General features: G+C 61.6%; 18 protein-coding genes. 5 read left to right on the top strand and 13 right to left on the bottom strand.

The window, feature by feature from the left end:
- Positions 1-13: 13 nt before the first annotated feature.
- Both rpsU and AB8B29_RS13275 read right to left on the bottom strand, forming a co-directional pair.
- Positions 14-226, bottom strand: a complete 213-nt coding sequence (gene rpsU, locus AB8B29_RS13280; RefSeq protein WP_003585885.1) for a 30S ribosomal protein S21 — start codon at positions 224-226, stop codon at positions 14-16.
- 284 nt (positions 227-510) lie between these two features.
- Positions 511-744, bottom strand: a complete 234-nt coding sequence (locus AB8B29_RS13275; protein ID WP_156143635.1) for a hypothetical protein — start codon at positions 742-744, stop codon at positions 511-513.
- 269 nt (positions 745-1013) lie between these two features.
- On the opposite strand from AB8B29_RS13275, the gene AB8B29_RS13270 reads away from it, so the two are divergent.
- The 5 genes from AB8B29_RS13270 to AB8B29_RS13250 are packed head-to-tail and all read left to right on the top strand — an operon-like array spanning position 1014 to position 6598.
- On the top strand, positions 1014-2267 hold the full coding sequence (locus AB8B29_RS13270) for a sarcosine oxidase subunit beta family protein (protein WP_047638986.1): 1254 nt from the start codon (positions 1014-1016) through the stop codon (positions 2265-2267).
- Positions 2267-2686 (top strand): hypothetical protein, encoded by a 420-nt coding sequence (locus tag AB8B29_RS13265; RefSeq protein WP_037196346.1) that lies wholly within the window; start codon positions 2267-2269, stop codon positions 2684-2686. The genes AB8B29_RS13270 and AB8B29_RS13265 overlap by 1 nt, the downstream gene beginning before the upstream one ends.
- A 15-nt stretch (positions 2687-2701) precedes the next feature.
- The gene (locus AB8B29_RS13260) at positions 2702-3067 is read left to right on the top strand and encodes a sarcosine oxidase subunit delta (RefSeq protein ID WP_047638985.1); all 366 of its coding nucleotides are present in this window, start codon (positions 2702-2704) and stop codon (positions 3065-3067) included.
- Positions 3064-6057, top strand: a complete 2994-nt coding sequence (locus tag AB8B29_RS13255; RefSeq protein WP_113118552.1) for a sarcosine oxidase subunit alpha — start codon at positions 3064-3066, stop codon at positions 6055-6057. Before AB8B29_RS13260 ends, AB8B29_RS13255 begins: the two co-directional genes overlap by 4 nt.
- Positions 6050-6598 (top strand): sarcosine oxidase subunit gamma, encoded by a 549-nt coding sequence (locus AB8B29_RS13250; protein WP_113118551.1) that lies wholly within the window; start codon positions 6050-6052, stop codon positions 6596-6598. Before AB8B29_RS13255 ends, AB8B29_RS13250 begins: the two co-directional genes overlap by 8 nt.
- Positions 6599-6618: 20 nt before the next feature.
- Here AB8B29_RS13250 and AB8B29_RS13245 read toward each other — a convergent pair whose 3' ends face one another.
- From AB8B29_RS13245 to AB8B29_RS13195, 11 genes are all read right to left on the bottom strand, one after another.
- Positions 6619-7107, bottom strand: coding sequence for a MaoC family dehydratase (locus AB8B29_RS13245; protein WP_113118550.1), 489 nt, complete (start codon positions 7105-7107; stop codon positions 6619-6621).
- A gap of 67 nt (positions 7108-7174) precedes the next feature.
- Positions 7175-9145, bottom strand: coding sequence for a glycogen debranching protein GlgX (gene glgX, locus AB8B29_RS13240; RefSeq protein WP_113118549.1), 1971 nt, complete (start codon positions 9143-9145; stop codon positions 7175-7177).
- Positions 9146-9355: 210 nt separating this feature from the next.
- A complete protein-coding gene (locus AB8B29_RS13235) occupies positions 9356-10984 on the bottom strand; it encodes an alpha-D-glucose phosphate-specific phosphoglucomutase (RefSeq protein WP_439006555.1) in 1629 nt (542 codons plus the stop codon).
- Between the two features lie 4 nt (positions 10985-10988).
- Positions 10989-12431, bottom strand: a complete 1443-nt coding sequence (glgA, locus tag AB8B29_RS13230) for a glycogen synthase GlgA (RefSeq protein ID WP_113118548.1) — start codon at positions 12429-12431, stop codon at positions 10989-10991.
- A 3-nt stretch (positions 12432-12434) separates the two neighbouring features.
- A complete protein-coding gene (gene glgC / locus AB8B29_RS13225) occupies positions 12435-13697 on the bottom strand; it encodes a glucose-1-phosphate adenylyltransferase (protein ID WP_034503413.1) in 1263 nt (420 codons plus the stop codon).
- Between the two features lie 26 nt (positions 13698-13723).
- Positions 13724-15931, bottom strand: a complete 2208-nt coding sequence (gene glgB, locus AB8B29_RS13220; protein ID WP_037196355.1) for a 1,4-alpha-glucan branching protein GlgB — start codon at positions 15929-15931, stop codon at positions 13724-13726.
- Positions 15928-18390, bottom strand: coding sequence for a glycogen/starch/alpha-glucan phosphorylase (locus tag AB8B29_RS13215; protein WP_037196357.1), 2463 nt, complete (start codon positions 18388-18390; stop codon positions 15928-15930). Before AB8B29_RS13215 ends, glgB begins: the two co-directional genes overlap by 4 nt.
- Positions 18391-18664: 274 nt before the next feature.
- Positions 18665-19864: a vWA domain-containing protein gene (locus AB8B29_RS13210; RefSeq protein WP_037196358.1), complete on the bottom strand. Its 1200-nt coding sequence runs from the start codon at positions 19862-19864 to the stop codon at positions 18665-18667.
- 134 nt (positions 19865-19998) lie between these two features.
- Positions 19999-20880: a transglutaminase family protein gene (locus AB8B29_RS13205; RefSeq protein WP_037196359.1), complete on the bottom strand. Its 882-nt coding sequence runs from the start codon at positions 20878-20880 to the stop codon at positions 19999-20001.
- Between the two features lie 4 nt (positions 20881-20884).
- Positions 20885-23302 carry a circularly permuted type 2 ATP-grasp protein gene (locus tag AB8B29_RS13200; RefSeq protein WP_047555317.1) on the bottom strand — a complete coding sequence of 806 codons (2418 nt, stop codon included), beginning with the start codon at positions 23300-23302 and terminating at the stop codon, positions 20885-20887.
- Between the two features lie 13 nt (positions 23303-23315).
- On the bottom strand, positions 23316-26636 hold the full coding sequence (locus AB8B29_RS13195; protein ID WP_047639034.1) for a DUF2126 domain-containing protein: 3321 nt from the start codon (positions 26634-26636) through the stop codon (positions 23316-23318).
- Positions 26637-26768: the final 132 nt, after the last annotated feature.

Raw genomic sequence — 26768 nt, 5'->3', positions numbered from 1 at the left:
GAAAAGACGACGATTAGCGTGCGACCAAGCCTTCACGCTGCGCGCGCTTGCGTGCCAGCTTGCGAACACGACGAACAGCTTCAGCCTTCTCACGAGCACGCTTCTGCGACGGCTTTTCGTAGTAGTCGCGCATCTTCATTTCGCGGAAAATGCCTTCGCGCTGCATCTTCTTCTTGAGAGCGCGGAGAGCCTGGTCGACATTGTTATCGCGGACAAGTACCTGCACGAGAATCACGTTCCTTTGGTTTGGTTAATGCCAGCGGCGACGGCGGCGCCAGGAGGCAAAAAAATAACGTTCGCGCAGCCGTAGCCTTGCGATTGGTTAGGCGAGATAGCAGATCGGTTTGTCAAAGTCTAGCCAGATCGTGAGTTTGCCGGGTAAAAAGCGGCTTGTCGAGTGCTGAATTGAGCCGGGAATATCTTCCTCGCCTCGTCGCGCCTATCGAATATGGAGTTGACTCGCAATGTTTTGCGACACTGACATGCTTGTGCGAAGATTCTGGATCACAGTCATTTGCGCGCCATGGCGATTGCCCGATCTCGGCCGCCGCCTGCGCACAAGGGGAATCGTTGCATGACTTTCATGACCTCGCTGCCGCCGGAAGGCCGATTGCGGCGTTGATGTTCGGCTTTGCGGTTCTTGTCGCAACGCTTGGGCCTGCTGGAGCCGGTGAGGTGCGTCTTGGAAACAATGTCCGCATCGGCGGTCACGATTTCTCGAATCAGACCTTCGACAGCAAGCATCGGGCGCGAATTCATCTTTACGATCGCAAGCCGCCGAAGGAAGGATGCGTCTGGCGTAGCGATGGCCGTGGTGGCCATGTAAAGATCTGCCATCTGCAGCGCAAATAAAGCTGCTAACAAACGATAAGTTGGCCGTTCGATCGCGTTCCAATTTTAACCGTGTCGAAAGCCGGTCCTGAATGCGTCGCAAAAGAGCCGTTGTGTCGGTTTTTGATTTGCGATTTGTAAGGCCCATACAAGGGCGTCATGCCTGAAGGAGTTGAGGGCGAATGCGTAAATACTCGGTTTTTGCCGTGGCAAGGGAAGCGATGCGGGCTCACAAGGGCTGGGAGGCTCAATGGACCTCGCCGGAGCCGCGCAAGGAGTATGACGTCATCATCATCGGCGCCGGCGGTCATGGCCTGGGCGCGGCCTATTATCTCGCCAAGGAGCACGGCATCACCAATGTCGCCGTTATCGAGAAGGGCTGGCTCGGCGGCGGCAATACCGGCCGCAACACCACGATCATCCGCTCGAACTATCTCTATGAAGAGAGCATGCACATCTACGAGCATTCGATGAAGCTCTGGGAAGGGCTGTCTCAGGATCTCAATTACAACGTCATGTATTCGCCCCGCGGCGTGATGATGCTGTCGCACAATGTGCACGACCAGCAATCGTTCAAACGGCATATCCACGCCAACCGCCTCTACGGCATCGACAATGAATGGCTGACGCCGGAGCAGGCCAAGGCCTTTTGTCCGCCGCTCGATATTTCCAGCACCGCGCGTTACCCCATCAATGGCGCCGCCCTGCAGCGTCGCGGCGGCACGGCGCGGCACGATGCGGTCGCCTGGGGTTTTGCCCGCGCGGCGTCGGATCGCGGCGTGCATATCATCCAGAATTGCGAAGTGACCGGCATCCGCCGCGGGTCGGACGGCCGCGTGACCGGTGTCGACACGAGCAAGGGCTTCATCGGTGCCAAGAAGATCGGCGTTTCCGCAGCCGGTCATACCACCGTTGTCATGCAGATGGCGGGCGTGCGTGTGCCGCTGCAGTCGAGCCCATTGCAGGCGCTGGTCTCCGAGCCGCTGAAGCCGATCTTCCCCTGCGTCGTCATGTCGAACACGGTGCATGCCTATATCTCGCAGTCCGACAAGGGCGAGCTCGTTATCGGCGCCGGCACGGATCAGTATAATTCCTACAGCCAGACGGGCGGGTTGCAGATCATCACCCACACGTTGGATGCGATCTGCGAACTCTTCCCGATGTTCCGGCGCGTGAAGATGATGCGCTCCTGGGGCGGCATCGTCGACAACACGCCGGATCGGTCCGCGATCCAGTCGAAGACACCGGTGCCGGGGCTCTATGTCAACTGCGGCTGGGGCACGGGCGGCTTCAAGGCAACGCCGGGTTCGGCCAATCTGTTTGCGCATCTGATTGCCCGCGACGAGCCGCACAAATTCAATGCCGGGCTTAATCTGGATCGTTTCCGCACTGGCCGATTGATCGACGAGGCGGCAGCGGCTGCCGTGGCGCATTGATGCTGGCGGCGGTCGGGATCGTTCTTGCGGCGGGATTTTCGCTTCCGGCAGGGACGATCGTGACCAAGGTCAGCGATCTCTTTCCGGGGGCCGGGGATGTTCGCATGCAGGTGATCCACAAGGCACAGGACGAAGCGGATTGGCCGTTCGTGGCCGAAAGCGGCGTGCTTGCCTGCGTCAAGGTGCTGAACAAGCCGGCCGTTTATTTCGTGCCGGAACAGACGCCGGCGGCCACGAGGGCTTTCGAAGTCGACACGGATCTGCTGGGCATGAGTCTGATCAATCTGGGGATGACCAACGTGCTGAAACCCTACGGGTCGCTGGAGGCGCTGCTGAAGCGCATAACACCTTTCGTCACCATGGGACGGCAGCTTTGCGCGCAGCCACCCGGTACAAGCCTTTCCGGCTCCGAGCTTTAACACAGGTAGAAAACGATGCTGCTGATTTACTGCCCCTATTGCGAGGAAGAGCGTTCGGAACTCGAATTCCGCAACGTCGGCGACGCGCATATCGTGCGGCCGGCCAATATCGCCGGAATCTCTGACGAGGAATTCGAGGAATATTTCTTCCTGCGCGACAATCCGAAGGGCCTGATCTTCGAACGCTGGCGGCATATCCATGGCTGCGGCCGCTTCTTCAATGCGGCGCGCGACACGGTGAGCGACCATTTCTACCGCACCTACAAGGCCGGCGAGCCGAAGCCGGATCCTTCAACGCTTCTGCCGGGCGCATCCGAGCCGATAGCCCCGAGCCAGAGCGAACAAGAACAGACGGCACAAAAAGAGGGATTTGCTGAATGAGCGGCGCCAATCGTATTGCGGGCAAGGGGCGTCTGACGCCCGCCAGAACCGCCCGCTTCACCTTTGACGGCAAAAGCTACACGGCGCTCGAAGGCGACACCGTCGCCTCCGCACTGCTTGCCAATGGCGTTCATCTCGTCGGCCGTTCGTTCAAGTATCATCGCCCGCGCGGCATCCTGTCGGCCGGAGCCGAGGAGCCGAATGCGCTGCTCGACATCTCCCGCGATGCGGCCCGGCGCCAGCCGAACGTCCGCGCCAGCGTGCAGGAGGTGTTCGACGGCATGAAGGCGCAGTCGCAGAACCGTTGGCCGTCGCTCGCCTTCGATATCGGCGGCGTCAACAATTTGATGTCGCCCTTCTTTGCCGCCGGCTTCTACTACAAGACCTTCATGTGGCCGAAGGCGGCCTGGAAGCACATTTACGAGCCCTTCATCCGTCGCGCTGCCGGCCTTGGCGTCGCGCCGACGGAAGAGGATCCGGATCACTATGCCAGCCGCTATGCCCATTGCGACGTGCTGGTCGTCGGCGCCGGCATTTCCGGCCTCTCGGCGGCATTGGCCGCTGCCGAAGCCGGCGCGAAGGTCATCCTCTGCGATGAGCAGGCGGAAGCGGGCGGCGCGCTGCGCTTCGATACCGGCGTCAAGATCGACGGCGTCGAGGGCTATGCCTGGGCGCAGGAGATTGTTGCCAGGCTGAAGGCGATGCCGAATGTCGAGGTGCTGACCCGCACGACGGCCTTCGGCTACTACAATCACAATTTCTTCGGGCTTGCCGAGCGGGTGACCGATCATCTGGCGAAGCCGGGCCGCAACCTGCCGCGCGAGCGCCTGTGGCAGGTCCGCGCCAAGCGCGTCGTCCTGGCGACGGGCGCGATCGAACGCCACATGGTGTTCCCGAACAACGACCGGCCGGGCATCATGCTGGCATCGGCCGCGCGCGCCTTTCTCAACCATTATGGCGTCGCCGTCGGTGCCAAGATCGGCGTCTATACCGCGCATGATTCGGCCTACGAAGCCGCTTTCGATCTCAAGCGCGCCGGTGTCTCAGTCGTTGCCATCGTCGACAGCCGGGTGCGGCCGGGCGAGGCAGTCGTTGCCGAGGCAAAGCGGCTCGGCATCGAGGTCATGGCTGATTATGCTGTTGTCGATACGGCCGGCAAGCTGCGGGTCTCGTCCATGACCGTTGCGCGCAATGGCAGCTCCAGCTCTCGCAAGATCGCCGTGGATGCGCTGCTGGTTTCGGCCGGCTGGACGCCGTCGGTGCATCTGTTCTCGCAATCGCGCGGCAAGCTGAAGTTCGATGCGGATAAGCAGCGTTTCCTGCCGGGCACCTATGTCCAGGATTGTCTTTCCGTCGGCGCATGCAACGGCACCGACGGGCTGCAGGCGGCAATCGAGGAATCACTTGCCGCCGGCGAGCTCATGGCGCGCGCAGCCGGAGCAAGTGGCGGGGAAAAGATCCAGCTCCAGGCGGAGCAGGCTTTCGAATGGACCGGTGGCATGATCGGTGCTGCCGAGGGCGCAGGACCGGACACCAATGCCAAGGCCTTCGTCGATTTCCAGCACGACGTCTGCGCCAAGGATATCCGCCTTGCCGTGCGCGAGGGCATGCATTCCATCGAGCATATCAAGCGCTTCACCACCAACGGCATGGCGTCCGACCAGGGCAAGCTTTCCAATATGCACGGGCTGGCGATCGCCGCCGAAATGCTTGGCAAGGATATCCCGCAGGTGGGTCTCACCACCTTCCGCGCTCCCTATACGCCGGTCACTTACGGCACGCTGATCAGCCATTCGCGCGGGTCTCTTTTCGATCCCGCCCGCAAGACGCCGATGCATGCCTGGGAAGAGGCGCATGGCGCAATCTTCGAGGATGTCGGCAACTGGAAGCGCGCGTGGTTCTATCCGCGCGCCGGAGAAACCATGCATCAGGCCGTCGACCGCGAATGCCGCACGGCGCGCGAGGTGGCGGGCGTGTTCGATGCCTCGACGCTCGGCAAAATCGAGGTGGTCGGGCCGGATGCGGCGGAGTTCCTGAACCTGATCTACACCAACGCCTGGGACACGCTGAAGCCCGGCCGCTGCCGCTACGGCATCATGCTGCGCGAGGACGGTTTCGTCTATGACGACGGCGTCGTCGGACGTCTGGCAGACGACCGCTTCCACGTGACCACCACAACCGGCGGCGCACCGCGTGTGCTGCATCACATGGAAGACTATCTCCAGACGGAATTCCCGCATCTGAAAGTCTGGCTGACGTCGACGACCGAACAATGGGCTGTCATTGCCGTGCAGGGTCCGAAGGCGCGCGAGATCATCGAGCCGCTGGTCGAGGGGCTCGATCTTTCCAACGAGGCCTTCCCGCATATGAGCGTGGCCGAGTGCAAGGTGTGCGGCGTGCCGGCGCGGCTGTTCCGCGTCTCGTTTACCGGTGAGGTCGGCTATGAAATCAACGTGCCGGCCGATTACGGCCAGTCGGTTCTGGAAGCCGTCTGGGCGCGGGCCGAGCCGCTGGGCGCCTGCGCCTATGGCACCGAGACCATGCACATACTGCGCGCCGAAAAGGGCTATATCATCGTCGGTCAGGATACCGACGGCACGGTGACGCCAGACGATGCCGGTCTCTCATGGGCCGTCTCCAAGAAGAAGACGGATTTCGTCGGCATCCGCGGCCTGAAGCGGCCTGATCTCATCAAGGACGGCCGCAAGCAGCTCGTCGGCCTCGTCACTCGCGATCCGAAGGTGGTGCTGGAGGAAGGCGCGCAGATTGTCGCCGATCCCAATGAGCAGAAGCCGATGACCATGCTCGGACATGTCACTTCAGCCTACTGGTCGGAAAATCTCGGCCGCTCCATCGCCTTCGCTTTGGTCGCCGGCGGCCGCGATCGCCTGGGCAAGACGCTCTATGTGCCGATGCCCGACAAGACGATATCAGTCGAGGTGACGGATCTGGTGTTCTTTGACAAGGAAGGAGGCCGGATCAATGGTTGATCTTGCAACCCGTAAACTGCCGCTCGCCGGCCGCCACGGCGGTTCCGCCACCGTCAGGCTGACGCCTGCCGCGCCCGCAAGCCGCATTTCGCTGCGCGCGCCGAGCGATTCCATCGGCGACCTTTCGCAGGCGCTCGGCCTGCAAATGCCGAACCGGCCGAAGACTTCTGCCAGCGCCAACGGGCGTCATGCCCTTTGGCTTGGCCCGGACGAATGGCTCGTCATCGATGAGAACGGCGCCGATCTGGTCGGCCTTGCGGCCTCGGCCGGCGTGCTGCACTCGGCAGTCGATGTCTCGCATCGCAATACCGCCGTGATCGTGTCCGGCCCCGGCGCGGAAGCAACGCTTTCGGGCGGCTGCCCGCAGGATCTTTCGCTGCAGGCTTTCCCGGTCGGCGCCTGCTCGCGCACGCTGTTCGGCAAGGTCGAAGTCGTGCTGCTGCGGCTCGACGAGGAAACGTTCCGCGTCGAGGTCTGGCGCTCCTTCTCTGACTATGCCTTCGGCCTTCTGGCCGAAGCGGCGGAGGATGCGAGCCTTTAAGGGCTCCGCATCCCGGCTGGTCAGGCTTCTTCCGGCCGATCTTTCGGATCGAACTGCGATATGGTTGTCCATGTCGCAGTGAGGGCCGGCTTGCGTTCGTTCTCGATTTCGACCGTCACATCGTAGGTTAGCATCAGCATATTGGCGCCGCGCAGCCGGGTTTCGGCGAGCATGAAACGGCCGCGCACGCGCGCGCCGCATTTGACCGGCGACATGAAACGGATCTTCTCGAAGCCGTAGTTGATGCCCATGGTCTGCTCGCGGATCTTGGGCAGGGCGCTGTAGTTCAGCGCCGAGAGTAGCGAGAGCGTCAGAAAGCCATGCGCGATGGTGCCGCCGTAGGGCGTTTCCGCTTTAGCGCGCTCGGGATCGACGTGGATGAACTGGTGATCATGCGTCGCGTCGGCGAAGGTATCGATCATAGTCTGGTCGACCGCGAGCCAATCGGAGATGCCGATCTCCGTTCCCACACATTTCATAATTTCAACAAGCGAGATATCGCCGGGCATTCCATCCTCGTCAGTCTAAGGGGTCAATGGCCCTTTCTGGCGAATTGGGACAGAAAGTGCAACCGGGTCAAAATTCGATGAAGAAACTGACGGAGCGGGCGGGGATCGTGATCTGCTCGCCGGCTGATGGTTCACCCGACGGGCTCAACAGCGACCAATCGCCTTTTTCGGATGGTGGCAGCGTGGCGTGGAGTTCGTCGGCTGCGCGATTGAGGAGGATGGCGAGTCGCACTGGCCGACCGGCTTCTTGGTCTTGCGTCTCGATTGCCATGCCCAGCACGTCGGCTGCCGGTGCATCCCAGTCCGGCACGGACATCGGCGTACCAGCGGCGGAAAACCAGAGGATGTCGCCGTCTCCCTTGAAGAAGTCCATATCGCTGAAGGCGCTGAAGCGGCGGCGCAGGCCTGCAAGCCACGCCGTATGGCCGATCAGCTCCTCATCCAGCGTGTTCCAGTCCATCCAGGTGATGGCATTGTCCTGGCAATAGGCATTGTTGTTGCCTTGCTGGCTGCGACCGCCTTCGTCGCCGGCCGTCAGCATGATCGTGCCGCGCGTGGCAAAGAGCGTCGAAAGCATCGCTTCGATGTCGGCGCGGCGCTTGTTCTGGATGGTCTGGTCGTCCGTCTTGCCTTCGGCGCCGTTGTTCCAGGAGAAATTCTCGTTGTGGCCGTCGCGGTTGTTCTCGCCGTTGGCTTCATTGTGCTTTTCGGCATAGGAGACGAGGTCCATCAGCGTGAAGCCGTCATGGGCGGCGAGGAAGTTGACGCTGCGCGTCTGCGTGCGGCCGTCGCGGCCGAAGATGGAGGAGGAGCCGGCAAGGATCGTCGCCAGATCGCCGATCCTGCTGTCACCGCGCCAGAAGCGGCGGAGATCATCGCGGGCGCGGTCGTTCCATTCGAGAAAAGGTGCTGGAAAATTCCCCAGCTGATAACCGCCGGGACCGATGTCCCAGGGTTCGGCGATGAGGATGCGATCCTGCAGCACCTCATCCGCCAGCATGGTACGCAGTGTCATGCTTTCGGGATCGAACCCCTTGGTGCCGCGCCCGATCACCGTGGCAAGGTCGAAGCGGAAACCGTCGATGCCGGCGTGCTGGACGAAATGGCGGAGGCTGTCGATGATGAGCTTGCGCGTCGCCGGCTGGTCGCAGGCGACGGTATTGCCGGTGCCTGTGTCGTTGACCAGCGTGCCGGGCTGATCCGGCAGATGACGGAAATAGGTTGGGTTGTCGAGGCCGCGCAGCGATAGGGTCGGCCCCTGGCGATCGCTTTCGCCCGTGTGGTTGAAGACGAGATCGAGGATGACTGCGATCCCCTCGGCATGGAGGGCCGCGACCGTCTCGCGCAACTCCGTGATACCGCCGGGCACGAGACGCGGGTCGAGCGCCATGAAGGCGACAGGATTGTAGCCCCAGCCGTTGGTGAGGCCGAGCGGCGGCAGGTGCCGTTCGTCGATCCAGGCGGTGATCGGCATCAGCTCGATGGCGTTCACCTGGAGGCGCTTGAGATGGGCGATGATGGAGGGATGGGCGAGGGCGCCGAGCGTGCCGCGCTTTTCCACCGGCACGTCCGGATGCAGCATGGTGAACGGCTTGACGGCGATCTCGTAGATCAGGCCGCCCGGCTGAAACAGCGGCTTGGACGGGGCAACAGTGACATCGCGTGAGACGATCGCCTTTGGCATGAGATCCTGCGTGTCTTCGCCGAAGGTTCCGAGGCGCGAATCGTATCGGAACGGCCGGTCGATCTCCTTGGCATAGGGATCGATCAGCAGTTTGGACGGATCGAACCACAAGCCTTGGTCGGGATCGTATGTGCCATGGGCGCGCAGGCCATAGCGCATGCCCTCCTTGGCACCCTTGACGAAAAGGCGATGCTCGTCGCCGTCGCGGGTCAATGGCAGGCGCGAGATTTCCTTCTTGCCCTCGGCATCGAACAGGCAAAATTCGATCCGTTCGGCATGTCTGGACCAGACGGCAAATTCAATGCCCGTTTCGGTGAGGGTAGCGCCAAGGCAGCGGATTGTCGGCTCTGACATGTCTGGCGGGCTTTCCGGATCGCTAGAGATGGTTCCCTCTCCCTGCTTGCGGGGAGAGCTGGGGTGAGGGGCAGAGCGTCCGGCAAGTTCTGCGTTCGCGGCGAATTTTGAGAAGGCCCCTCATCCGACCAGTCGCCGCTTCACTTCATTCGGCGGCTCCCGGCCACCTTCTCCCCGCAAATGTGGGGAGAAGGGGCTTAATCCGTAGGTTCAGGTGATAACAGTCGGGGCGTCGCGGCCGGTGCGGCCCTTGATGTCAGCGATTTCCTGGGCTGCGGTGATGAGGTCTGCGAGCGCTTCCTGCGTCTCGATGTTGTGACGGGTCGGGTCGGGCTCGTAGCGTTCGATGTAGACGCGCAGGGTCGCGCCCGTCGTGCCGGTGCCAGACAGGCGGAAGACGACGCGGGAGCCGCCCTCGAACAGGATGCGGATGCCCTGATGCTGGCTGACGGACTTATCGACCGGATCGTGATAGGCGAAGTCGTCGGCGGCGGAAACAGTGAGATCGCCATACTTCGTGCCCGGCAGGGTCGGCAGCTTCTCGCGCAGCGCGGCAATCAGGCCGTTGGCGGCATCGGTGTCGACGCCTTCATAGTCGTGGCGGGAATAATAGTTGCGGCCGTAGGTGGCCCAATGCTGCGTGACGATATCGACGACGCTTTCGCCGCGCACGGCGAGAATGTTGAGCCAGAGCAGCACAGCCCAAAGGCCGTCCTTTTCGCGAACGTGGTTGGAGCCGGTGCCCGAGCTTTCCTCGCCGCAGATCGTCGCCATGCCGGCATCGAGCAGGTTGCCGAAGAATTTCCAGCCGGTCGGGGTTTCGTACATGCCAATGCCGCGCTTTTCGGCGACGCGGTCGGCAGCACCGCTGGTCGGCATGGAGCGGGCGATACCGGCGATGCCGTGCGAATAACCGGGCGCGAGGTTGGCGTTGGCCGCGAGGATCGCCAGACTGTCCGACGGCGTGACGTAGATGCCCTTGCCGATGATCAGGTTACGGTCGCCGTCGCCATCCGATGCCGCGCCGAAGTCGGGCGCATCGTCGCCCATCATCTCGTCGTAGAGCTCCTTGCAGTGGACGAGGTTCGGGTCAGGGTGATGGCCGCCGAAGTCGGGCAGCGGCAGGAAGTTGCGCACCGATCCATCGGGCGCGCCGAGGCGGATCTCGAAGATCTCCTTGGCATAGGGCCCGGTGACCGCGCTCATCGCATCGAAGCAGAGGCGGAAGCCGAGGCTGATCAGGTTGCGGATGGCGCCGAAATCGAACAGCTCCTCCATCAGGGCAGCGTAGTCTTCGACGGGGTCGATGACAGAAACGATCATGCCGCCGATATCTTCGCGGGCGATGCGGTCGAGATTGATGTCCGGAAAATCCGATTTCTTGTAGCTGTCGATGACCTTGGAGCGCTCGTAGATGGCATCCGTGATCTTTTCCGGCGCCGGGCCGCCATTGCCGATATTGTACTTGATGCCGAAATCTTCGGTCGGGCCACCGGGATTGTGGCTGGCCGACAATATGATGCCGCCGAACGCCTTGTACTTGCGGATGATGTGCGAGGCAGCGGGCGTCGAGAGGATGCCGCCCTTGCCGACCATCACTTTGCCGAAGCCGTTTGCGGCGGCCATCTTGATGGCCTTCTGAATGACGTCGCGATTGTAGTAACGGCCGTCGCCGCCGATGACCAGGCACTTGCCCTGATAGCCTTCGAGCGAATCGAAAATCGATTGAATGAAGTTTTCCGCGTAATTCGGCCGCTGGAATTCGGGAACCTTCTTTCGCAGGCCCGAGGTGCCGGGTTTCTGATCCGCGTAGGGGGTGGTGGATACGGTTTTAATCATCGGGTTAAGCGCCTCTCGAGACAAGACTGGAGTAGAGAGCGGCGTAGCGTTCTGCGCTTCTGCCCCAGGATACGTCGGATTTCATGCCCTGCTTTTGCATCTGCGTCCAGACCTTTCGATCCTGGAAAAGGTGCATGGCACGGCGCATGGCTTGCAGCAGCCCTCCGGCAGTGACGGGCGAAAACTGAATGCCGGTCGCGACTTTGGCCTGCAGCGCGGCGTGGTTGGCGTCGATAATGGTATCGTTGAGCCCGCCCGTACGCGCGACAATCGGCAGACAGCCATAGCGTAAGCCATAAAGCTGCGTGAGGCCACAGGGTTCGAAACGCGAGGGGATGATAATCGCGTCGCAACCGCCCTGCATGATATGCGACATCGGCTCGTTATAGCCGGCCGACACCCCGACGCGGCCGCGATGGCGGCCGGCTGCGGCGAACAACGCGCCTTCCAGCGCCGCATCACCGGCGCCCAGGATGGCGAGCTTGCCGCCCATGTGAACGATCTCGCTGGCGACGCCGGCCAGAAGATCCATGCCCTTCTGCCAGGTGAGGCGGCTGACGACGCAGAAGATCGGCCCATCATCGTGGTCGAGCCCGAAGTATTCGATGACGCGCTCGCGGTTGACTGCGCGGTCCTTGAGTGTCGCGGCGCTATAGGTCTGCGCGATCATCGCGTCGGTCGCAGGGTTCCAGATGTCGTCATCGATGCCGTTGACGATGCCGTGGAGGCTGTTCGCCCTGCTGGCGATGACGCCCTCGAGACCCATGCCGAATTCCGGCGTCAGGATTTCTTCGGCATAGGACGGGCTGACGGTGGTCAGCGCATGGGCCGTCTGCAGGCCGCCCTTTAGGAAGCCGACATCGCCGTAATATTCGACGCCTTCCATGGAAAAGGCGTGCGCCGGCAAGCGCAGGCCGGGGAAGATGCTGGGGCCGAATTGACCCTGAAAGGCAATGTTGTGGATCGTGAGTACGCTCGGCAGTTCCGGCGTCGGATAGTAGCGCATGTAGACCGGCACCAGGGCGGATTGCCAGTCATGGGCATGCACCAGATCCGGCTGCCAGCCGGGCAATCGGCCGGCGGCGATTTCTGCGCCGGCCAGCGACAAGGCGGCGAAACGCCGCCAGTTGTCGGGGTAATCCCTTCCCGTGGCATCGACATAGGGTCCGCCGGTGCGGCTGTAGTAGGCCGGCGCATCGAGCACGAGGAAGGAAATGCCGCCATGCTCGACTTCCAGCACGGTCGCCTGTTCGCCGAGCAGATCGGTGAATTCAAGGCGAACCACTGGGTTGCGAATGGCTTTCATCACCGCGGGATAGCCCGGGATGAGGGTCCTGGTTTCGACACCATAGGGTCTCAGTGCAATGGGCAGGGCGCCGGCCACATCGGCCAGGCCCCCCGTCTTGATCAGGGGGAAAACCTCGGATGCAACCGAAAGGACCTTCATGCCTCAGATATCCAGCTTGTCGATCATCGTCTGGGTGATCAGGCAGATACCACTTTCCGTGCGGCGCCAGCGCTTGGCGTCCAGTTCCGGATCCTCGCCGACGATCAGGCCCTCCGGAATGGTGACGCCATGGTCGATGACGACATTCTTGAGCTGCGCTCGGCGGCCGACCTTGACGCTCGGCAGCACCACGGCTCCCTCCAGCTTGGAGTAGGAGTTGGCGCGCACGCCGGTGAACAGCAGGCTGTTGTAGAGGCTCGCGCCGGAAATGATGCAGTCGCCGGCGACAACGGAGGAAACAGCCGAACCGCGGCGGTCCTCGTCGTCATGGACGAATTTGGCCGGCGGGCTGATTTCCGCATAGGTCCAGATCGGCCAGGACTTGTCATAGATGTCGAGCTCCGGAACCACGGCGGTCAGGTCGATATTGGCCTGCCAGTAGGCGTCGATCGTGCCGACGTCGCGCCAATAGGCCTCGCGCTCGAAATCAGAGCGGACGCAGGATTGCGCGAAGCGGTGCGCGACGGCTTTGCCGTTCTTGACGATGTAGGGAATGATGTCCTTGCCGAAGTCGCGGCTGGAGTTGGGGTCGGCGGCATCACGTTTCAGGCATTCGATCAGGAACTTCGTGTGGAAGACGTAGATGCCCATCGAGGCCAGCGCGAAATCCGGATTGCCGGGGATGCCGGGCGGATCAGCGGGCTTCTCGACAAAGTCGATAATCTGGTCTTTTTCGTCGACGTGCATGACGCCGAAGCCGACGGCTTCCATGCGGGGCACTTCGAGGCAGCCGATGGTGACATCAGCGCCAGAATCGACGTGCTGCTGCAGCATCCATTCATAGTCCATCTTGTAGATGTGGTCGCCGGCGAGGATGACCATGTATTCCGGGCCATAAGGCTCGATGATGTCGATGTTCTGGTAGACCGCGTCGGCCGTGCCTTCATACCACTGCGTTTCCGACACGCGCTGCGAGGCCGGCAGGATATCGAAACTTTCGTTTCGCTCGGGCCGGAAGAAGTTCCAGCCGCGCTGCATATGGCGGATCAGCGAGTGCGCCTTGTACTGGGTGGCGACACCGATGCGGCGGATACCGGAGTTGAGTGCGTTGGACAGGGCGAAATCGATGATTCGGGTCTTGCCGCCGAAGTAGACGGCCGGCTTCGCACGGCGGTCGGTGAGTTCCTTCAATCGGCTGCCTCGACCCCCGGCAAGAACGTAGGCCATGGCGTCGCGTGCCAGCGGCTGGAAACGTTTTTCTACCATTTTATTCCTCCCTGTCGGTAATGATCTCAAAATTCCGGTTCGAGCATGATGGTCGCCAACGGAGGCAGCGTTATCGTCGCCTGTACGCCTCCGCCCGCGTTGACGGCCTGGACACGCCCGCCGTTCCCCTTGCCGCTGCCGCCATAAATGTCGGCATCGGTGTTCAGTATTTCACGCCACCGCCCCTCCGCCGGCAAGCGCAACGTATAATTCTCGCGGTAAACTGGCGTAAAATTGGTGATGACCGCAACCGGTTTTTCACCGGGTGCCTTGCGCAGCCAGGCGAAGACCGAATTCTCGAAATCATCGACGATCAGCCATTCGAAGCCATCGCCCTCGCAGTCGCGGGCATGCAATGCCGGTTTGCTGCGATAGGTGAAGTTGAGATCGCGCACGAGGCGCCGCATGCCTTCATGCATGCGATATTGCAGCAGGTTCCAATCCAGCGCACGCTCTTCGCTCCATTCGCTCCACTGTGCGAATTCCTGACCCATGAACAGCAGCTTCTTGCCGGGATAGCCCCACATGAAGGCATAGAAGGCACGCAGGTTGGCGAATTTCTGCCAGTCGTCGCCGGCCATCTTGGCAATCAGCGATCCCTTGCCGTGCACCACTTCGTCATGGGAGAGCGGCAGGACGAAGTTTTCCGAGAAGGCATAGATCAGGCCGAAGGTCAGCTCATTGTGGTGGTACTTGCGATGCACGGCCTCGCGGGAGAGATAGCTCAGCGTGTCGTGCATGAAGCCCATGTTCCACTTGAAGCCGAAGCCGAGGCCGCCTTCGTGGACCGGCTGCGACACTTTCGGCCAGGAGGTGGATTCCTCGGCAATGGTCATGACGCCCGGATGCGCGCCGTAGACCCTCGCATTCATCGACTGGAGAAAACGGACCGCCTCGAGGTTCTCGTTGCCGCCATATTCGTTCGGGATCCATTCGCCGTGCTTGCGCGAATAATCCAGGTAGAGCATGGAGGCAACGGCATCGACGCGCAAACCGTCCAGGTGGTACTTTTCCGCCCAGAAGAGCGCATTGTTCTCGAGATAGGAGAGAACTTCGGTACGGCCGAAATTGTAGATCGCCGTATTCCAATCGGGATGAAAACCCTTGCGCGGGTCTTCATGCTCATAGAGCGCCGTGCCGTCGAACCAGCGAAGGCCATGCTCGTCGGTCGGGAAATGCGCCGGCACCCAATCTAGGATGACGCCAATGCCGACCTTGTGGCAGCCGTTGACGAAGCGGGCAAAACCTTCCGGCTCGCCGAAACGGGCCGTTGGTGCATAGAGGCCGGTGGTCTGATAGCCCCAGGACGGATCGTAGGGATGCTCGGTGATCGGCAGGAACTCGATATGGGTGAAGCCCATATCGACGCAATAGGGGATCAAGCGCGAGGCGAGCTCGTCCCAGGACAGCATGGAACCGTCGTCGCGGCGCTGCCAGGAGCTTGCATGGACCTCATAGATGCTGATGGGCTGACGGCGCTGGTCGACGCTCGCCCAATGCTCGCGATGGGCCGCATCCTCCCAGACCTGGGTCAATTCGTTGGCCGTGACGGAAGCGGTCTTCGGGCGCAATTCGCTCCGGCGGGCGAAGGGATCGGCCTTCAGCGGCAGCACAACGCCGTCCTTACCGCGGATTTCGAACTTATAGGCCACTCCGGCCGGCACATCCGGCGCAAAGATCTCCCAGATGCCGGAATCCGATCGGTAGCGCATGACGTGCCGACGGCCATCCCAATTATTGAAGTCGCCGACGACAGAAACGCGCTGGGCGTTCGGCGCCCAGACGGCGAAATGAAAGCCCTGGACGCCCTCATGCTTCATGGGATGGGCGCCCATCTTGTCGAACAGCCGCAAATGTGTGCCCTGGCGAGCGAAATAGTCATCCATCGGTCCGAGAACCGGGCCGAAGCTGTAGGGGTCGGTCACCGCCCATTCGGCATCGCCGCGCCGGGCGCGATAGCGCACCGGTTGCTGCTTGGTAAGTTTCACATCGCCGGAAAAGAAGCCCGCCGGATCAAGGCAATCCAGCTCGCCGATGACGGAACCGTCCAGTGCCATGGCGGTCACGGCCTCGGCGCCAAGAATGAAGCAGCGGGCCACAAACCCATCATCCGTCCGATGCACGCCGAGAACGGCGAACGGGTCGGAATGCGTGCCTGCGAGAATTGCAGCAATTTCGTCTGCCGAAATGTCCCTCAAGCTTGTGCCGTCAGCGGGTCTTTTCGGCTTTTTCATCCGGCTCTCCAAATTTCCTTGGCATATTGACGGATCGTCCGGTCGGAGGAGAACCAGCCCATGCGAGCGGTGTTGTTGATCGTCTTGGCATACCACTCGGACGGATCGGCCCAGAGTATATCGACCTCGCGCTGAGCGGAGGCATAGGCGTCGAAATCGGCGGCGACCATGAACCAGTCATGGCTGTAGATGCCCTCAATCAGGGCGGTATAGCGATTGCGGTCGTCGGGAGAGAAGACGCCCGACGCGATGGCCGCAAGCGCTTGCGACAGCTCGCGCGAGCGTTCGATGACGGCGCGGGGGTCATGGCCGTCGCTACGCAGGCTGGCGACTTCGTCCGCCTTGAGGCCGAAGATGACGATGTTGTCCTCGCCAACATTGTCGCGCATTTCGACATTGGCGCCGTCCAGCGTGCCGATCGTCAGCGCGCCGTTGAGGCCGAACTTCATGTTGCCGGTGCCGGAGGCTTCCATGCCCGCGGTCGAAATCTGCTCGGAGAGATCGGCGGCCGGAACCATGACTTCGGCCAGCGAGACATTGTAGTTCGGCACGAAGACGACCTTCAGCAGGCCGCGCACCGACGGATCATTGTTGATGACGCGGGCGACGTCGTTGATCAGCTTGATGATGAGCTTTGCATTGTGGTAGCTCGGCGCCGCCTTGCCGGCGAAGAGCTTGACGCGCGGCTGCCAATCCAGCTCGGGATGCGAACGGATCTGATCGTAGAGCGCTACGGTTTCGATAATGTTCAGGAGCTGGCGCTTGTATTCGTGGATGCGCTTGATCTGAATGTCGAACATTGCATTCGGATCGAGCTTGATGCCCATCCGGCTGGCCACGAGATTGGAAAGCTGCACCTTGTTGGCGCGCTTGACGGCGGCGAATTTCTCCTGGAAGGCGCTGTCCCGGGCGAACTTGTCGAGTGGCTTCAGCTTCTCGGCATCGTCGAGGAATTCATCGCCGATGGCCTCGCGAATGAGGCCGGTCAGGCCGGGATTGCACTGCATCAGCCAGCGGCGCGGCGTGATGCCGTTCGTCTTGTTGTTGATGCGGTCCGGATAGAGCTTGTGCAGGTCGGCGAAGACGGTGACCTTCATGAGGTCGGTGTGCAGTGCGGAAACGCCGTTGATCGAATGCGAACCGACAAAGGCGAGATTGCCCATGCGCAGACGCCGGTCACCGTTCTCGTCAATCAATGAAATCGAGCGGATTTCCGAGTCGCTGAAATTGCGGGCCTTGCGGGCTTCGACGAGGATCTTGGCGTTGATGGCGTAGATGATCTGCATGTGGCGCGGCAGGAGCCGTTCGAACAGCGGCACGGGCCAGCTTTCCAGCGCTTCCGGCAGAAGCGTGTGATTGGTGTAGCCGAAGGTATTGCGGGTGATATCCCAGGCCTTGTCGAATTCGAAGCCATGAATATCGACCAGCAGGCGCATCATTTCGGCGACGGAGACGGCCGGATGCGTATCGTTCAGCTGGATCGCGACCTTGTCGGCCAGATTGGTCAGATCGTCATATTGCTGCAGATGGCGGCGAATAATGTCCTGCAACGAGGCCGACGAGAAGAAAAACTCCTGGCGCAGGCGCAACTCCTGGCCGGCGGGCGTCCCATCGGCCGGATAGAGAACACGCGTCAGACTCTCGGCCTTGTTGCTCTCCCGGAGCGCGCCGATGTGGTCGCCGGCATTGAAGGCGTCGAGCAGGATCGGATCGATCGGTTGAGCCGACCAGAGACGCAACGTGTTGACGCGCTTAGCACGCCAGCCGACGACGGGCGTATCGAATGCAGCAGCAATCACGCGTTCGGCCGGCTTCCACACATAGCGAGGCTGATCGTCATGGCCGCTGACTGTTTCGACACCGCCGCCGAAGCCGATTTCATAGGAGCTTTCCTGGCGTTCGAATTCCCAGGGATTGCCGTGGGCGAGCCATGTTTCCGGCAATTCCACCTGCCAGCCGTCGGCCATCTGCTGACGGAACAGGCCGTGCACGTAACGAATGCCATAGCCATAGGCCGGCACTTCGACGGTCGCCATGGATTCCATGAAACAGGCGGCCAGACGGCCAAGGCCGCCATTGCCGAGCGCGGCGTCCGGCTCAAGGCCGGCGATGACGCGGACATCGACGCCGAGTGAAGCCAGCGCGTTGGTGATTTCCTCCATCAGGCCGAGATTGGAGACGGCATCGCGCATCAGGCGGCCGATCAGGAATTCGAGAGATAGATAGTACACGCGCTTGGCGCCGGTCTCATAGACCTTGCGGGTCGATTCCATCCATCTGTCGATAACGCGGTCGCGAATGACGAGGATCGTCGCGGTCAGCCAATCGTGCGGCTTGGCCACTTTCGCATCCTTGCCGATGCGGTAGGTCAGGCGTTCGATGATTTCTTCCGCGAGGATTTCAGGGCGGGAACTGCGGGGCGCTGGAACGGGGAGATCGGCCTTCGTCAAGTTATTCATACTATCAACTCTCGCCATTTGTGCTTTATATTCAGAGTGTTATGTCTGAATAAAGCAAATTGCCTTTCCGTTTCACTATCACTTTACGCACCGATGTAAAGCAGTTGCAACAGGTGAATGACGCGGATGCGAAAATAGCGAGCCAACGCTTCCGAGGCGGTGAAAGGACTTGATTTCGATTGTTTTTCCGGCTCTTATCGACAGATTGATCGACAAGAAAAAGCCGCTCCAGAGCAATCTGGGCGGCTTTCTTGTGAATCAAGCGGCGCACCTATTACTTCGTTAGGAGCGTAGTTTGTTTCGATGCCTGCGCGCCGATGGTTTTGAAGGCCGCGAGGAGATCGGACATTTGTTGTGCATCAAAGTAATTGGAGGAGTTCGATGCACAACTCCGCAAGAGATCTTGACCACGAGTCGGCGCCATGAAGGCGACGGTATAGATTTGTACGCCGGCAGCTTTTGCCGTCGTGCATGTGTCTAGTGTCTTCTGATCCGAACTGGTGGCATTGTTTTCTCCATCGGTCATCAAGACGATGAATTTCTGAAATTTCGTATTGCCCTTCTTGGCTTGTTCGGTTGCTTCGGCGGGTGCAATGAGGCTGTTATACGCCAATGTCATCGGTGCACTGGACTCGGTGCCGCCATCGGCATTCAGCCCGCTAATGACATTGTTGCGGGTCGACTTCGTCCCCCAGGCAAGTGTGCTGGAGCTATCGACCTGGCTGCTCCATGCTATGGCCGCCGTGCGGACATATCGCGAACTGGGGTCGGCCGCATCGAGCTGGTCGAGCAGAGTGCCGACCGCCGTCTTCAAAGCTGCGATCTTCTTGATATAGCAAGGGCTTTTGGGCTTCGAATACTGATATAGGTAGATTCCGTCAGTATAATATTGGATACAGCTGGTCTGTGTTGTATCGATGACGTTGGTGTTCAGCAGCATCGAGCCGGACTTGTCGAGCGCGATCTCCATCGACAATGCGGTTTTCTCAACTGCAGTTCCGCTGGTTGTAGAGCTCGATGCGGAAATGGTCATCGCATGCAGGCCGAGCAATTGGCTCATGCCGTTCACTGACAAATTGTAGGATGCGTTGACGGCAACGGAATAGCTGGTGCCACCGGATGAGTTGCTGCTCGACGTAATGGTGGTCGAAGTCCCTGCCTTGAGGGCATTCGTGGTGTTCGTATCCCCGGCAAGATAGTTCGACATCTGGCCGAGGACGAAATTGTTAGCGAGATCCTTGGCGGTCGTCGTCGTGGCGCTGCCTTCGGCAAGCGCCGTTGCAGCGGCAAGCGCGGCGGAATCCGTAGCTTCCTGGAGCTGGCTGTGCGATAGCGACATGTTTGTGACATCGATCGCGACGCCACCTGCAGCGGCCAACACCGGCACCGCAATCGCTGTAAGGATGCCGAAGTTTCCCGCCTTATCACGTAGAAGTTGTTTTAAGGTGCGAAGTTTATCCGAACCGGAGATCATCATGTCCGCCTGTTGGAGAGAGTTAAAGGCCTCAAGAATGGGCGGGACTATCGGTCACAAATATTAGGCGACCGTTTAAGCGGCAGTTCGAAATTTAACAAACTGCCGGATCGGTCTCATTTTGGCTTGGTTTATTACTGTTTTACCGGAACGACATCCACGGCCTGGACGGTTTTCTGGCTGCCATAGCCCTTGAGCACGCCGATGACCGGCGCGACATCGGAATAATCGCGGCCATAGGCGACGACGATATGATCGGTTCCGGCGGGAATATTGTTCGTCGGATCGAGCTCGATCCAGCCCGCGGTTTCTCCGCACCAGACGCGCACCCAGGCATGCATGGCGTCTGCTCCCTCCAGCCGCTCCTTGCCCGGCGGCGGGATGGTGCGCAGGAAGCCGCTGACGTAGCCGGCCGGGATGCCCAGGCTGCGCAGCGCGATGATCATCACATGCGAGAAATCCTGGCAGACGCCGCGTTTCAGGCGGAAGGCCTCCTTGGGCGTGGTATCGACGGTGGTCGCCTTCGCATCGTAGACGAAATCCTTGTGGATCTGGGAGCAGATCGCATGGGCGATCTGCATGGTCGTCAGGTTCGTCGTCTTCCATTGCCTGCTGTAGCTGGCGATTTCGCCTGTTTCGGGCAGGCGGGGGCTGCTGGCGAGGAAATGGTGCGGCGAGGAGGGGTCGACCGACCAGCAGTCGCTGACCTCATCGGGCAGTTTGGCGAGCAAGGGCGAGAAGTCGGCCGCGACGGGCTGGCTCTCCACCTGAACGCGCGCCTGCATGCGGATATCAAGCTTCTCGTGCGGATCGCGCACCAGGATCGATGTTGCCGAATGCTGGAAGAAATCGGTGAAATTCGATTGCTCGTCCGGATGCGGCGTAACCTTCAGCGAGCCGGCGATCAGCCGCTGACGGTTGGTCAGCGACAGCGGCAGCAAACGCACGATGTGACGCGCGCCGCTGGCCGGCGCGTCGTAGATATAGCCCATGTGCAGCGACAGGTCGTATAGCATCACATCATCCGAGATAAGTTCGGGCCAGCAGGTCCGAGAGGCGTTCCAGCTCGCGTTCCAGCCGCTGATAGACCTCGCCGGTCATCGTTTCCGGCGTCATGACCGCAAGGCCCGAATGCAGCCGCATGGCTTCGCGATAGAAGGGCGACATCTGACCGTTGACGAAGGCGTTCGGCAATTGCTCCACTTCGCGGTGGATCTCGTTCATCTGGAAGAGGATCGAGCGTGGGTTAAGCGGATCGAGCGCCAGAAGGTCGGTCACCGTCAGGCGCGCTGTGTTGACGTTGTAGCGGCGGCGGTGGGTCATGACGCTGTCACCGATTTCGAGCAGCATGTCGAGCGCGCCATCGGGCGCCTCGGGACCGGACATATGGCCGAGAAGCCGCGTCATGTGCAGCCCGCGCTCGATATAGCGCCCGAGCGACAGGAAGCGCCAGCCGGTGAAGCGATACATGTTCTCGTGCACGAGGCCGGCAAAACCCGCAAGCTTGCGCAAGAGGATCGTCATGGCGTGGCTGGCGTCGTCGCCGTGCTTCACCCTCTCCTTGAAACGGCGGGCGGTCTTGGCAAGATCGGTCAGCGCCAGCCAGCCGTCCGGGGAAAAGCGGTCGCGAATGTTGCTGGCCGAGTAGACGGCGCTGTCGATGTTGCGCAGCAGGCTTTCCGGTACGGCTTTCTCGGTGTCTATGTCGATGGCGGCCAGATACGCGGTGACGTCGGCGAGCAGCGGCTGGTTGGGATCGGCGGCTTCGGCGAAGCGCCCATGCCAGGCGCGCAGGATGCGCAAGGCCCCCTCGGCCCGCTCGATATAGCGGCCGAGCCAGAAAAGATTGTCGGCTGCGCGGCTCGGCAGGCTGCCCGGCATGTTGCGGGTGAAGGTCTCTTCCGCCGGCAGCAGCGTGTGGGCTTCCACAGGCTTGTCGGAGACGATCCAGACGTCGGCGGCCGAGCCGCCCGCCTGCATGGCAATGGCGGCGACATCATCACCACTGCCGATGCGGGCAAATCCGCCCGGCATGATCTGCCAGCCGTTGTCCGTGCGGGCGGCGAAGACGCGCAAGCTCATCGGCCGCGGTATCAGCTTGCCGTTGACCCAGGCCGGCGTCGTCGAAAGGGTGACGACTTCCTGGCCGACCAGCTTGTGACCGTCGGTCGCCAGCCAGTCGGCGATCGAGTCGCGGGCGGTGCTGCGCAGCGTCGAGCCCAGCACCGATTGGCCGCTGTCGTCGAAGAAGGGCATGCGGGAATAGGCCGGGCCGATCACCATCTTCTCGATATTGGTCGCGACATGCTGGCGCTCGCTCTTCTGGCCGCACCACCAGGTGGCGATCGATGGTAGTTTCAGCTCTTCGCCGCGCAGATGCCGACAGATGGTGGGCATGAAGGCAAGTAGGGCGCGGGTTTCGAGAATGCCGGAGCCGAGGGCGTTGACGATTGAGACGGTCTGCGCCCGCAGCGCCTCCACCAAACCCGGCGTGCCGATATGGGAGTGCTGATTGAGCTCCAGCGGATCGGCGTAGGAGGCGTCGAGGCGGCGCCAGAGTACGCTGATCGGCCGCAGCCCGGCCACGGTGCGCACCATCAGCTGGTCGTTGACGACGGTGATGTCTTCGCCCTCGAGCAGCATGAAGCCGAGATAACGGGCGATATAGGCGTGTTCGTAATAGGTTTCGTTGGCCGGGCCCGGCGTCAGAACGGCGACGCGTCCTTCAGTGCCGTGCTTGTCGCCAAGCAAGGCATCGCGAAAGGCGCCGAAGAAGGAGGCGAGGCGGTGCACCCTGGTTTCGGCATAGATGTCCGAGAAGGCGCGGGTCGTGGCAACGCGGGTTTCGAGCGCAAAGCCGGCGCCGGACGGCGCCTGGGTTCGATCGGCCAGCACCCACCAGTTGCCGTCAGGACCGCGGCCGATCTCGAAGGCCAGGAAGTGCAGATAGTGACCGTTCGCAGGCGTGACGCCGACCAGCGGCCGCAGGAATTCCGGATTGCCGGCGATCAGGGCCGGCGGCAACAGACCTTCGTTTACCAATCGGTTGTCGCCGTAGATGTCGGCAATGACCTCTTCAAGCAGGTCGGCGCGCTGGCGCAGGCCCTCGGAGAGCGTCTGCCATTCGCGCTCGTCGATCAGCACCGGGATATGGGAAATAGGCCATTCGCGCTCGCTGACGCCTGTCGCTCCATAGGCGCGATAGAAAACGCCGGCATCGCGCAGGTAGCGATCGGCGCGGGCGAAACGCTCCATCAGCTCCTGTTCCGACATGCGGCTCAGCGCTGACAGCAGGTTCTGCCAGACCGGCCGCACGGCGCCGGTATTGTCGACCATCTCGTCGGCAACGCCGGGCAGCGCGCTGTAGGCAAAGGCCGGATCGTTGCCGATGCCAGCCTTTACCTCGTTGCGCCGTTCCGCTGCCGGTTTTCTAGCCATGCATATTTCCGCTTCAAATTCCCGCCGGCCGTCTGAGGTCGAGCGTCAGCGGGAATTCCGCCGATACCGCCTCCGGCCGCAGGCCGTAGCCGCCAGCCGTATGCCCCCAAGGTTCGAATCGCGCAAGGCGTCGCGCTTCGGCCTCGTTGCCGTTGACGGGAAAAACGTCATAGTTCCGGCCACCCGGATGGGCAACATGATAGATGCAGCCGCCGATCGAACGGCGTGACCATGTATCATAAATGTCGAAGGTCAGTGGCGTATCGGTGGGCAAAACCGGATGCAGGCCCGAAGCCGGATGCCATGCCTTATAGCGGACGCCGGCGACAGAAACGCCCGAGGCGCCTGTCGACGTCAACGGCATCGGGCGCCCGTTGCAGGACACTGTGTAGCGCGTGGGGTTGCTGGTTTCGAGCCGTACCTGCAAGCGCTCCACCGACGAGTCGACGTATCGGACTGTACCTCCAATCGCGCCCTCCTCGCCCAGCACATGCCAAGGCTCCAGCGCCTGGCGCAGTTCCAGCTTGTTGCCTTCGTATTCGACCTCGCCGCAGAAGGGAAAGCGGAATTCCAGCTGCGCCTGGAACCATTCGGAACGCAGATCGAAGCCGTTTTCACGGAGATCGGCGAGCACATCGAGGAAATCCTGCCAGACATAGTGCGGCAGCATGAAACGATCGTGCAGCGTCGTGCCCCAGCGCACGAACTTGCCGTCGATCGGATTGCGCCAGAAGCGGGCGATGAGGGCGCGCACCAGCAATTGCTGGGCAAGGCTCATGCGGGCATTGGGCGGCATTTCGAAGCCGCGGAACTCGACCAGACCGAGGCGCCCCGTTGGGCCATCCGGCGAAAACAGCTTGTCGATGCAGATTTCCGAGCGATGGGTGTTGCCGCTGGAATCGGTCAGAAGATTGCGAAACAGGCGGTCGACAAGCCAGGGCAGGGGCGGAATGCCATGACCGGGCGCCGGCACCTGGGCTATCGCGATTTCCAACTCGTAGAGGCTGTCGTGGCGCGCTTCGTCGATGCGCGGGGCCTGGCTGGTCGGGCCGATGAACAGGCCGGAAAAGAGGTAGGAGAGCGAGGGGTGTCGCTGCCAGTGCAGCACCAGGCTCTTCAGCAGGTCAGGACGGCGCAGGAACGGGCTGTCGTTCGGATTGGCACCGCCGACCACGACATGGTTACCGCCGCCGGTGCCGGTGTGGCGGCCGTCGATCAGGAACTTGTCGGTGCCGAGACGCGTCTGCCAGGCCTCTTCGTAAACCGCCGTCGTGATGTCGACGCATTCCTGCCAGCTCGATGCGGGATGGACGTTGACCTCGATCACGCCGGGATCGGGTGCGACGCGGATGACGTTGATGCGCTCGTCCTGCGGCGGCGGATAGCCTTCGATATGCACCGGCAGCCCGAGCTCAGCAGCCGCATTCTCGGCGGCAGCCAAAAGTTCGAGATACTGCTCGATCCCTTCGGTCGGCGGCATGAAGACACACAGCCGGCCGTCGCGCGGCTCGACCGAGATGGCCGTGCGTACAGCACCTCGGATATCGCCGAGCGTCTGTTCGACGCGCGATTGCCCGCTTTCGTCGGCCTGGAACGAGGCTTCCGGCATGGCGCGGCCCGCCGGCACGATGACGTCGGGCAAGGGCGTGCGCGGAATGGAGGGGTCGACGGTATGGATATAGGGATAACGCGATGGCGGCACATAGGGCAGGGTGCCGAGCGGCAGGCGGTAGCCGATCGGCGAGTCGCCCGGCACTAGGTAGATCTTGCCGCGGCGCGTACGCCATTTCTCGCTGACCCAGCGCGTGCCCGAGGCCCGTGCATTCCAGGCCTGCACGGGAAGAACATAGCCGGTCGCCGTCGTCAGGCCGCGCTCGAAGACGCGGGCGATGCGGCTGCGCTCCTCCGGGTCCTTCAGTTTCGAATTGGACGGGTCGACGTTTTCCGGCAGGCTGCCTTCCTTGATGATCCATTCGGCCGGGTCTTCATAGGCCGGCAGCACCATGTCGGGGTCGATCGCCAACTCCTTGGCAATTGCGCTCAGAAGCTTTCCAGCATCGTCCGCAGTTGCGCCGGTCTTGGCGGTCTCTTGCGCGATCAAGGCCGGGTTTTGCCAGACAGGCTTGCCGTCCTTGCGCCAGTAGAGCGAGAAGGTCCAGCGCGGCAGGCTTTCGCCCGGATACCATTTGCCCTGGCCGTAATGCAGGAAGCCACCGGGCGCGAAGCGATCGCGCAGGCGGCGGATCAGCTGATCCGCCCTGTCGCGCTTGGTCGGGCCGACGGCGGCTGTGTTCCATTCCTCCGATTGGAAATCGTCGATCGAGACGAAAGTCGGCTCGCCGCCCATGGTCAGGCGCACGTCGTCTTCCTTGAGAATGCGATCGACCTGATTGCCGAGCGCATTCAGCGCATCCCAGCTTTCGTCGGAGAATGGTTTGGTGATGCGCGGATGCTCGGCGACGCGCACGACCTTCATGTCGAAATCGAATTCGGTGTTGGCTTCGCCGAAATAGCCGCCGGAGATCGGAGCGGCATTGCGGTAATGCGGCGTGGCGGCGAGCGGAATATGGCTCTCGCCGGTGAGCAGCCCCGAGGTCGGGTCTAGGCCGACCCAGCCGGCGCCGGGAAGATAGACTTCCGTCCAGGCATGCAGATCGGTGAAATCGACTTCGGTGCCGGACGGGCCGTCGAGCGCTTTAAGGTCCGGCCTGAGCTGTATGAGGTAGCCGGAAACGAAGCGGGCGGCGAGGCCGAGATGGCGGAGAACCTGAACGAACAGCCAGCTCGAGTCGCGACAGGACCCTTTCGCCGTTTCCAGGGTCTCCTCCGGTGTCTGGACGCCTGCTTCCATGCGGATGACGTAGCCGATCTCTCTTTGCAGTCTTGCATTGATGCCGACGATCATGTCGACGGTCGGCTGTTCGGAGCGGTCGAGCGTGTCGAGGAAGGCCTGCAGGCGGGGGCCGGTTTCTTCCGGCGTCATATAGATCGACAGATCCTCGCGGATCGTCTCGGGATAGGCGAAGGGCCATTTTGTGGCCTCCTCTTCGACGAAGAAGTCGAAGGGATTGTAAACGGTCATATCGGCAACGAGGTCGACCTCGATCTTCAGCTCGGTCACCGGATCGGGAAAGACGAAACGGGCGAGGTAATTGCCGTAGGGATCCTGTTGCAGGTTCACGAAATGATTTGACGGCGTGACCTTCAGCGAGTGGCTGAGAACGCGGGTCTTGGAATGAGATGCAGGTTTCAGGCGAATGATCTGAGGGCCGAGGCGGATCGGATTGTCGTATTTGTAATGGGTGAGATGATAGATGCTTGCCTTGATCGCCATATGTCTCTTTGCCTTGCCCGCATCGTTGTGCGGTGGTTGCTGTTCCCAAAGGCAGTGTGTGCAATGCAGCGAGAGAATGCAAGACATCTCGGTGGACTGCCAAAGTCTTGTCGCACAATACCAAAATAAAAA

Source organism: Rhizobium sp. 11_C7_N12_5 (assembly GCF_051811145.1).
Classification (GTDB): domain Bacteria; phylum Pseudomonadota; class Alphaproteobacteria; order Rhizobiales; family Rhizobiaceae; genus Rhizobium; species Rhizobium lusitanum.
The sequence above is the reverse complement of the archived record's forward strand: the minus strand, read 5'-3'. Positions and strand labels throughout refer to the sequence as shown.

Bases quoted from the DNA above. Each gene is read 5' to 3' on its own strand.
- glgA (WP_113118548.1), bottom strand. From the start codon at position 12,431: ATGAAGGTCCTTTCGGTTGCATCCGAGGTTTTCCCCCTGATCAAGACG.
- glgC (WP_034503413.1), bottom strand. From the start codon at position 13,697: ATGGTAGAAAAACGTTTCCAGCCGCTGGCACGCGACGCCATGGCCTAC.
- AB8B29_RS13260 (WP_047638985.1), top strand. From the start codon at position 2,702: ATGCTGCTGATTTACTGCCCCTATTGCGAGGAAGAGCGTTCGGAACTC.
- glgB (WP_037196355.1), bottom strand. From the start codon at position 15,931: ATGAAAAAGCCGAAAAGACCCGCTGACGGCACAAGCTTGAGGGACATT.
- AB8B29_RS13270 (WP_047638986.1), top strand. From the start codon at position 1,014: ATGCGTAAATACTCGGTTTTTGCCGTGGCAAGGGAAGCGATGCGGGCT.
- AB8B29_RS13215 (WP_037196357.1), bottom strand. From the start codon at position 18,390: ATGAATAACTTGACGAAGGCCGATCTCCCCGTTCCAGCGCCCCGCAGT.
- AB8B29_RS13195 (WP_047639034.1), bottom strand. From the start codon at position 26,636: ATGGCGATCAAGGCAAGCATCTATCATCTCACCCATTACAAATACGAC.
- AB8B29_RS13205 (WP_037196359.1), bottom strand. From the start codon at position 20,880: ATGCTATACGACCTGTCGCTGCACATGGGCTATATCTACGACGCGCCG.
- AB8B29_RS13255 (WP_113118552.1), top strand. From the start codon at position 3,064: ATGAGCGGCGCCAATCGTATTGCGGGCAAGGGGCGTCTGACGCCCGCC.
- AB8B29_RS13210 (WP_037196358.1), bottom strand. From the start codon at position 19,864: ATGATCTCCGGTTCGGATAAACTTCGCACCTTAAAACAACTTCTACGT.
- AB8B29_RS13250 (WP_113118551.1), top strand. From the start codon at position 6,050: ATGGTTGATCTTGCAACCCGTAAACTGCCGCTCGCCGGCCGCCACGGC.
- glgX (WP_113118549.1), bottom strand. From the start codon at position 9,145: ATGTCAGAGCCGACAATCCGCTGCCTTGGCGCTACCCTCACCGAAACG.
- AB8B29_RS13200 (WP_047555317.1), bottom strand. From the start codon at position 23,302: ATGGCTAGAAAACCGGCAGCGGAACGGCGCAACGAGGTAAAGGCTGGC.
- AB8B29_RS13265 (WP_037196346.1), top strand. From the start codon at position 2,267: ATGCTGGCGGCGGTCGGGATCGTTCTTGCGGCGGGATTTTCGCTTCCG.
- AB8B29_RS13275 (WP_156143635.1), bottom strand. From the start codon at position 744: ATGCTTGCTGTCGAAGGTCTGATTCGAGAAATCGTGACCGCCGATGCG.
- AB8B29_RS13235 (WP_439006555.1), bottom strand. From the start codon at position 10,984: ATGATTAAAACCGTATCCACCACCCCCTACGCGGATCAGAAACCCGGC.
- AB8B29_RS13245 (WP_113118550.1), bottom strand. From the start codon at position 7,107: ATGCCCGGCGATATCTCGCTTGTTGAAATTATGAAATGTGTGGGAACG.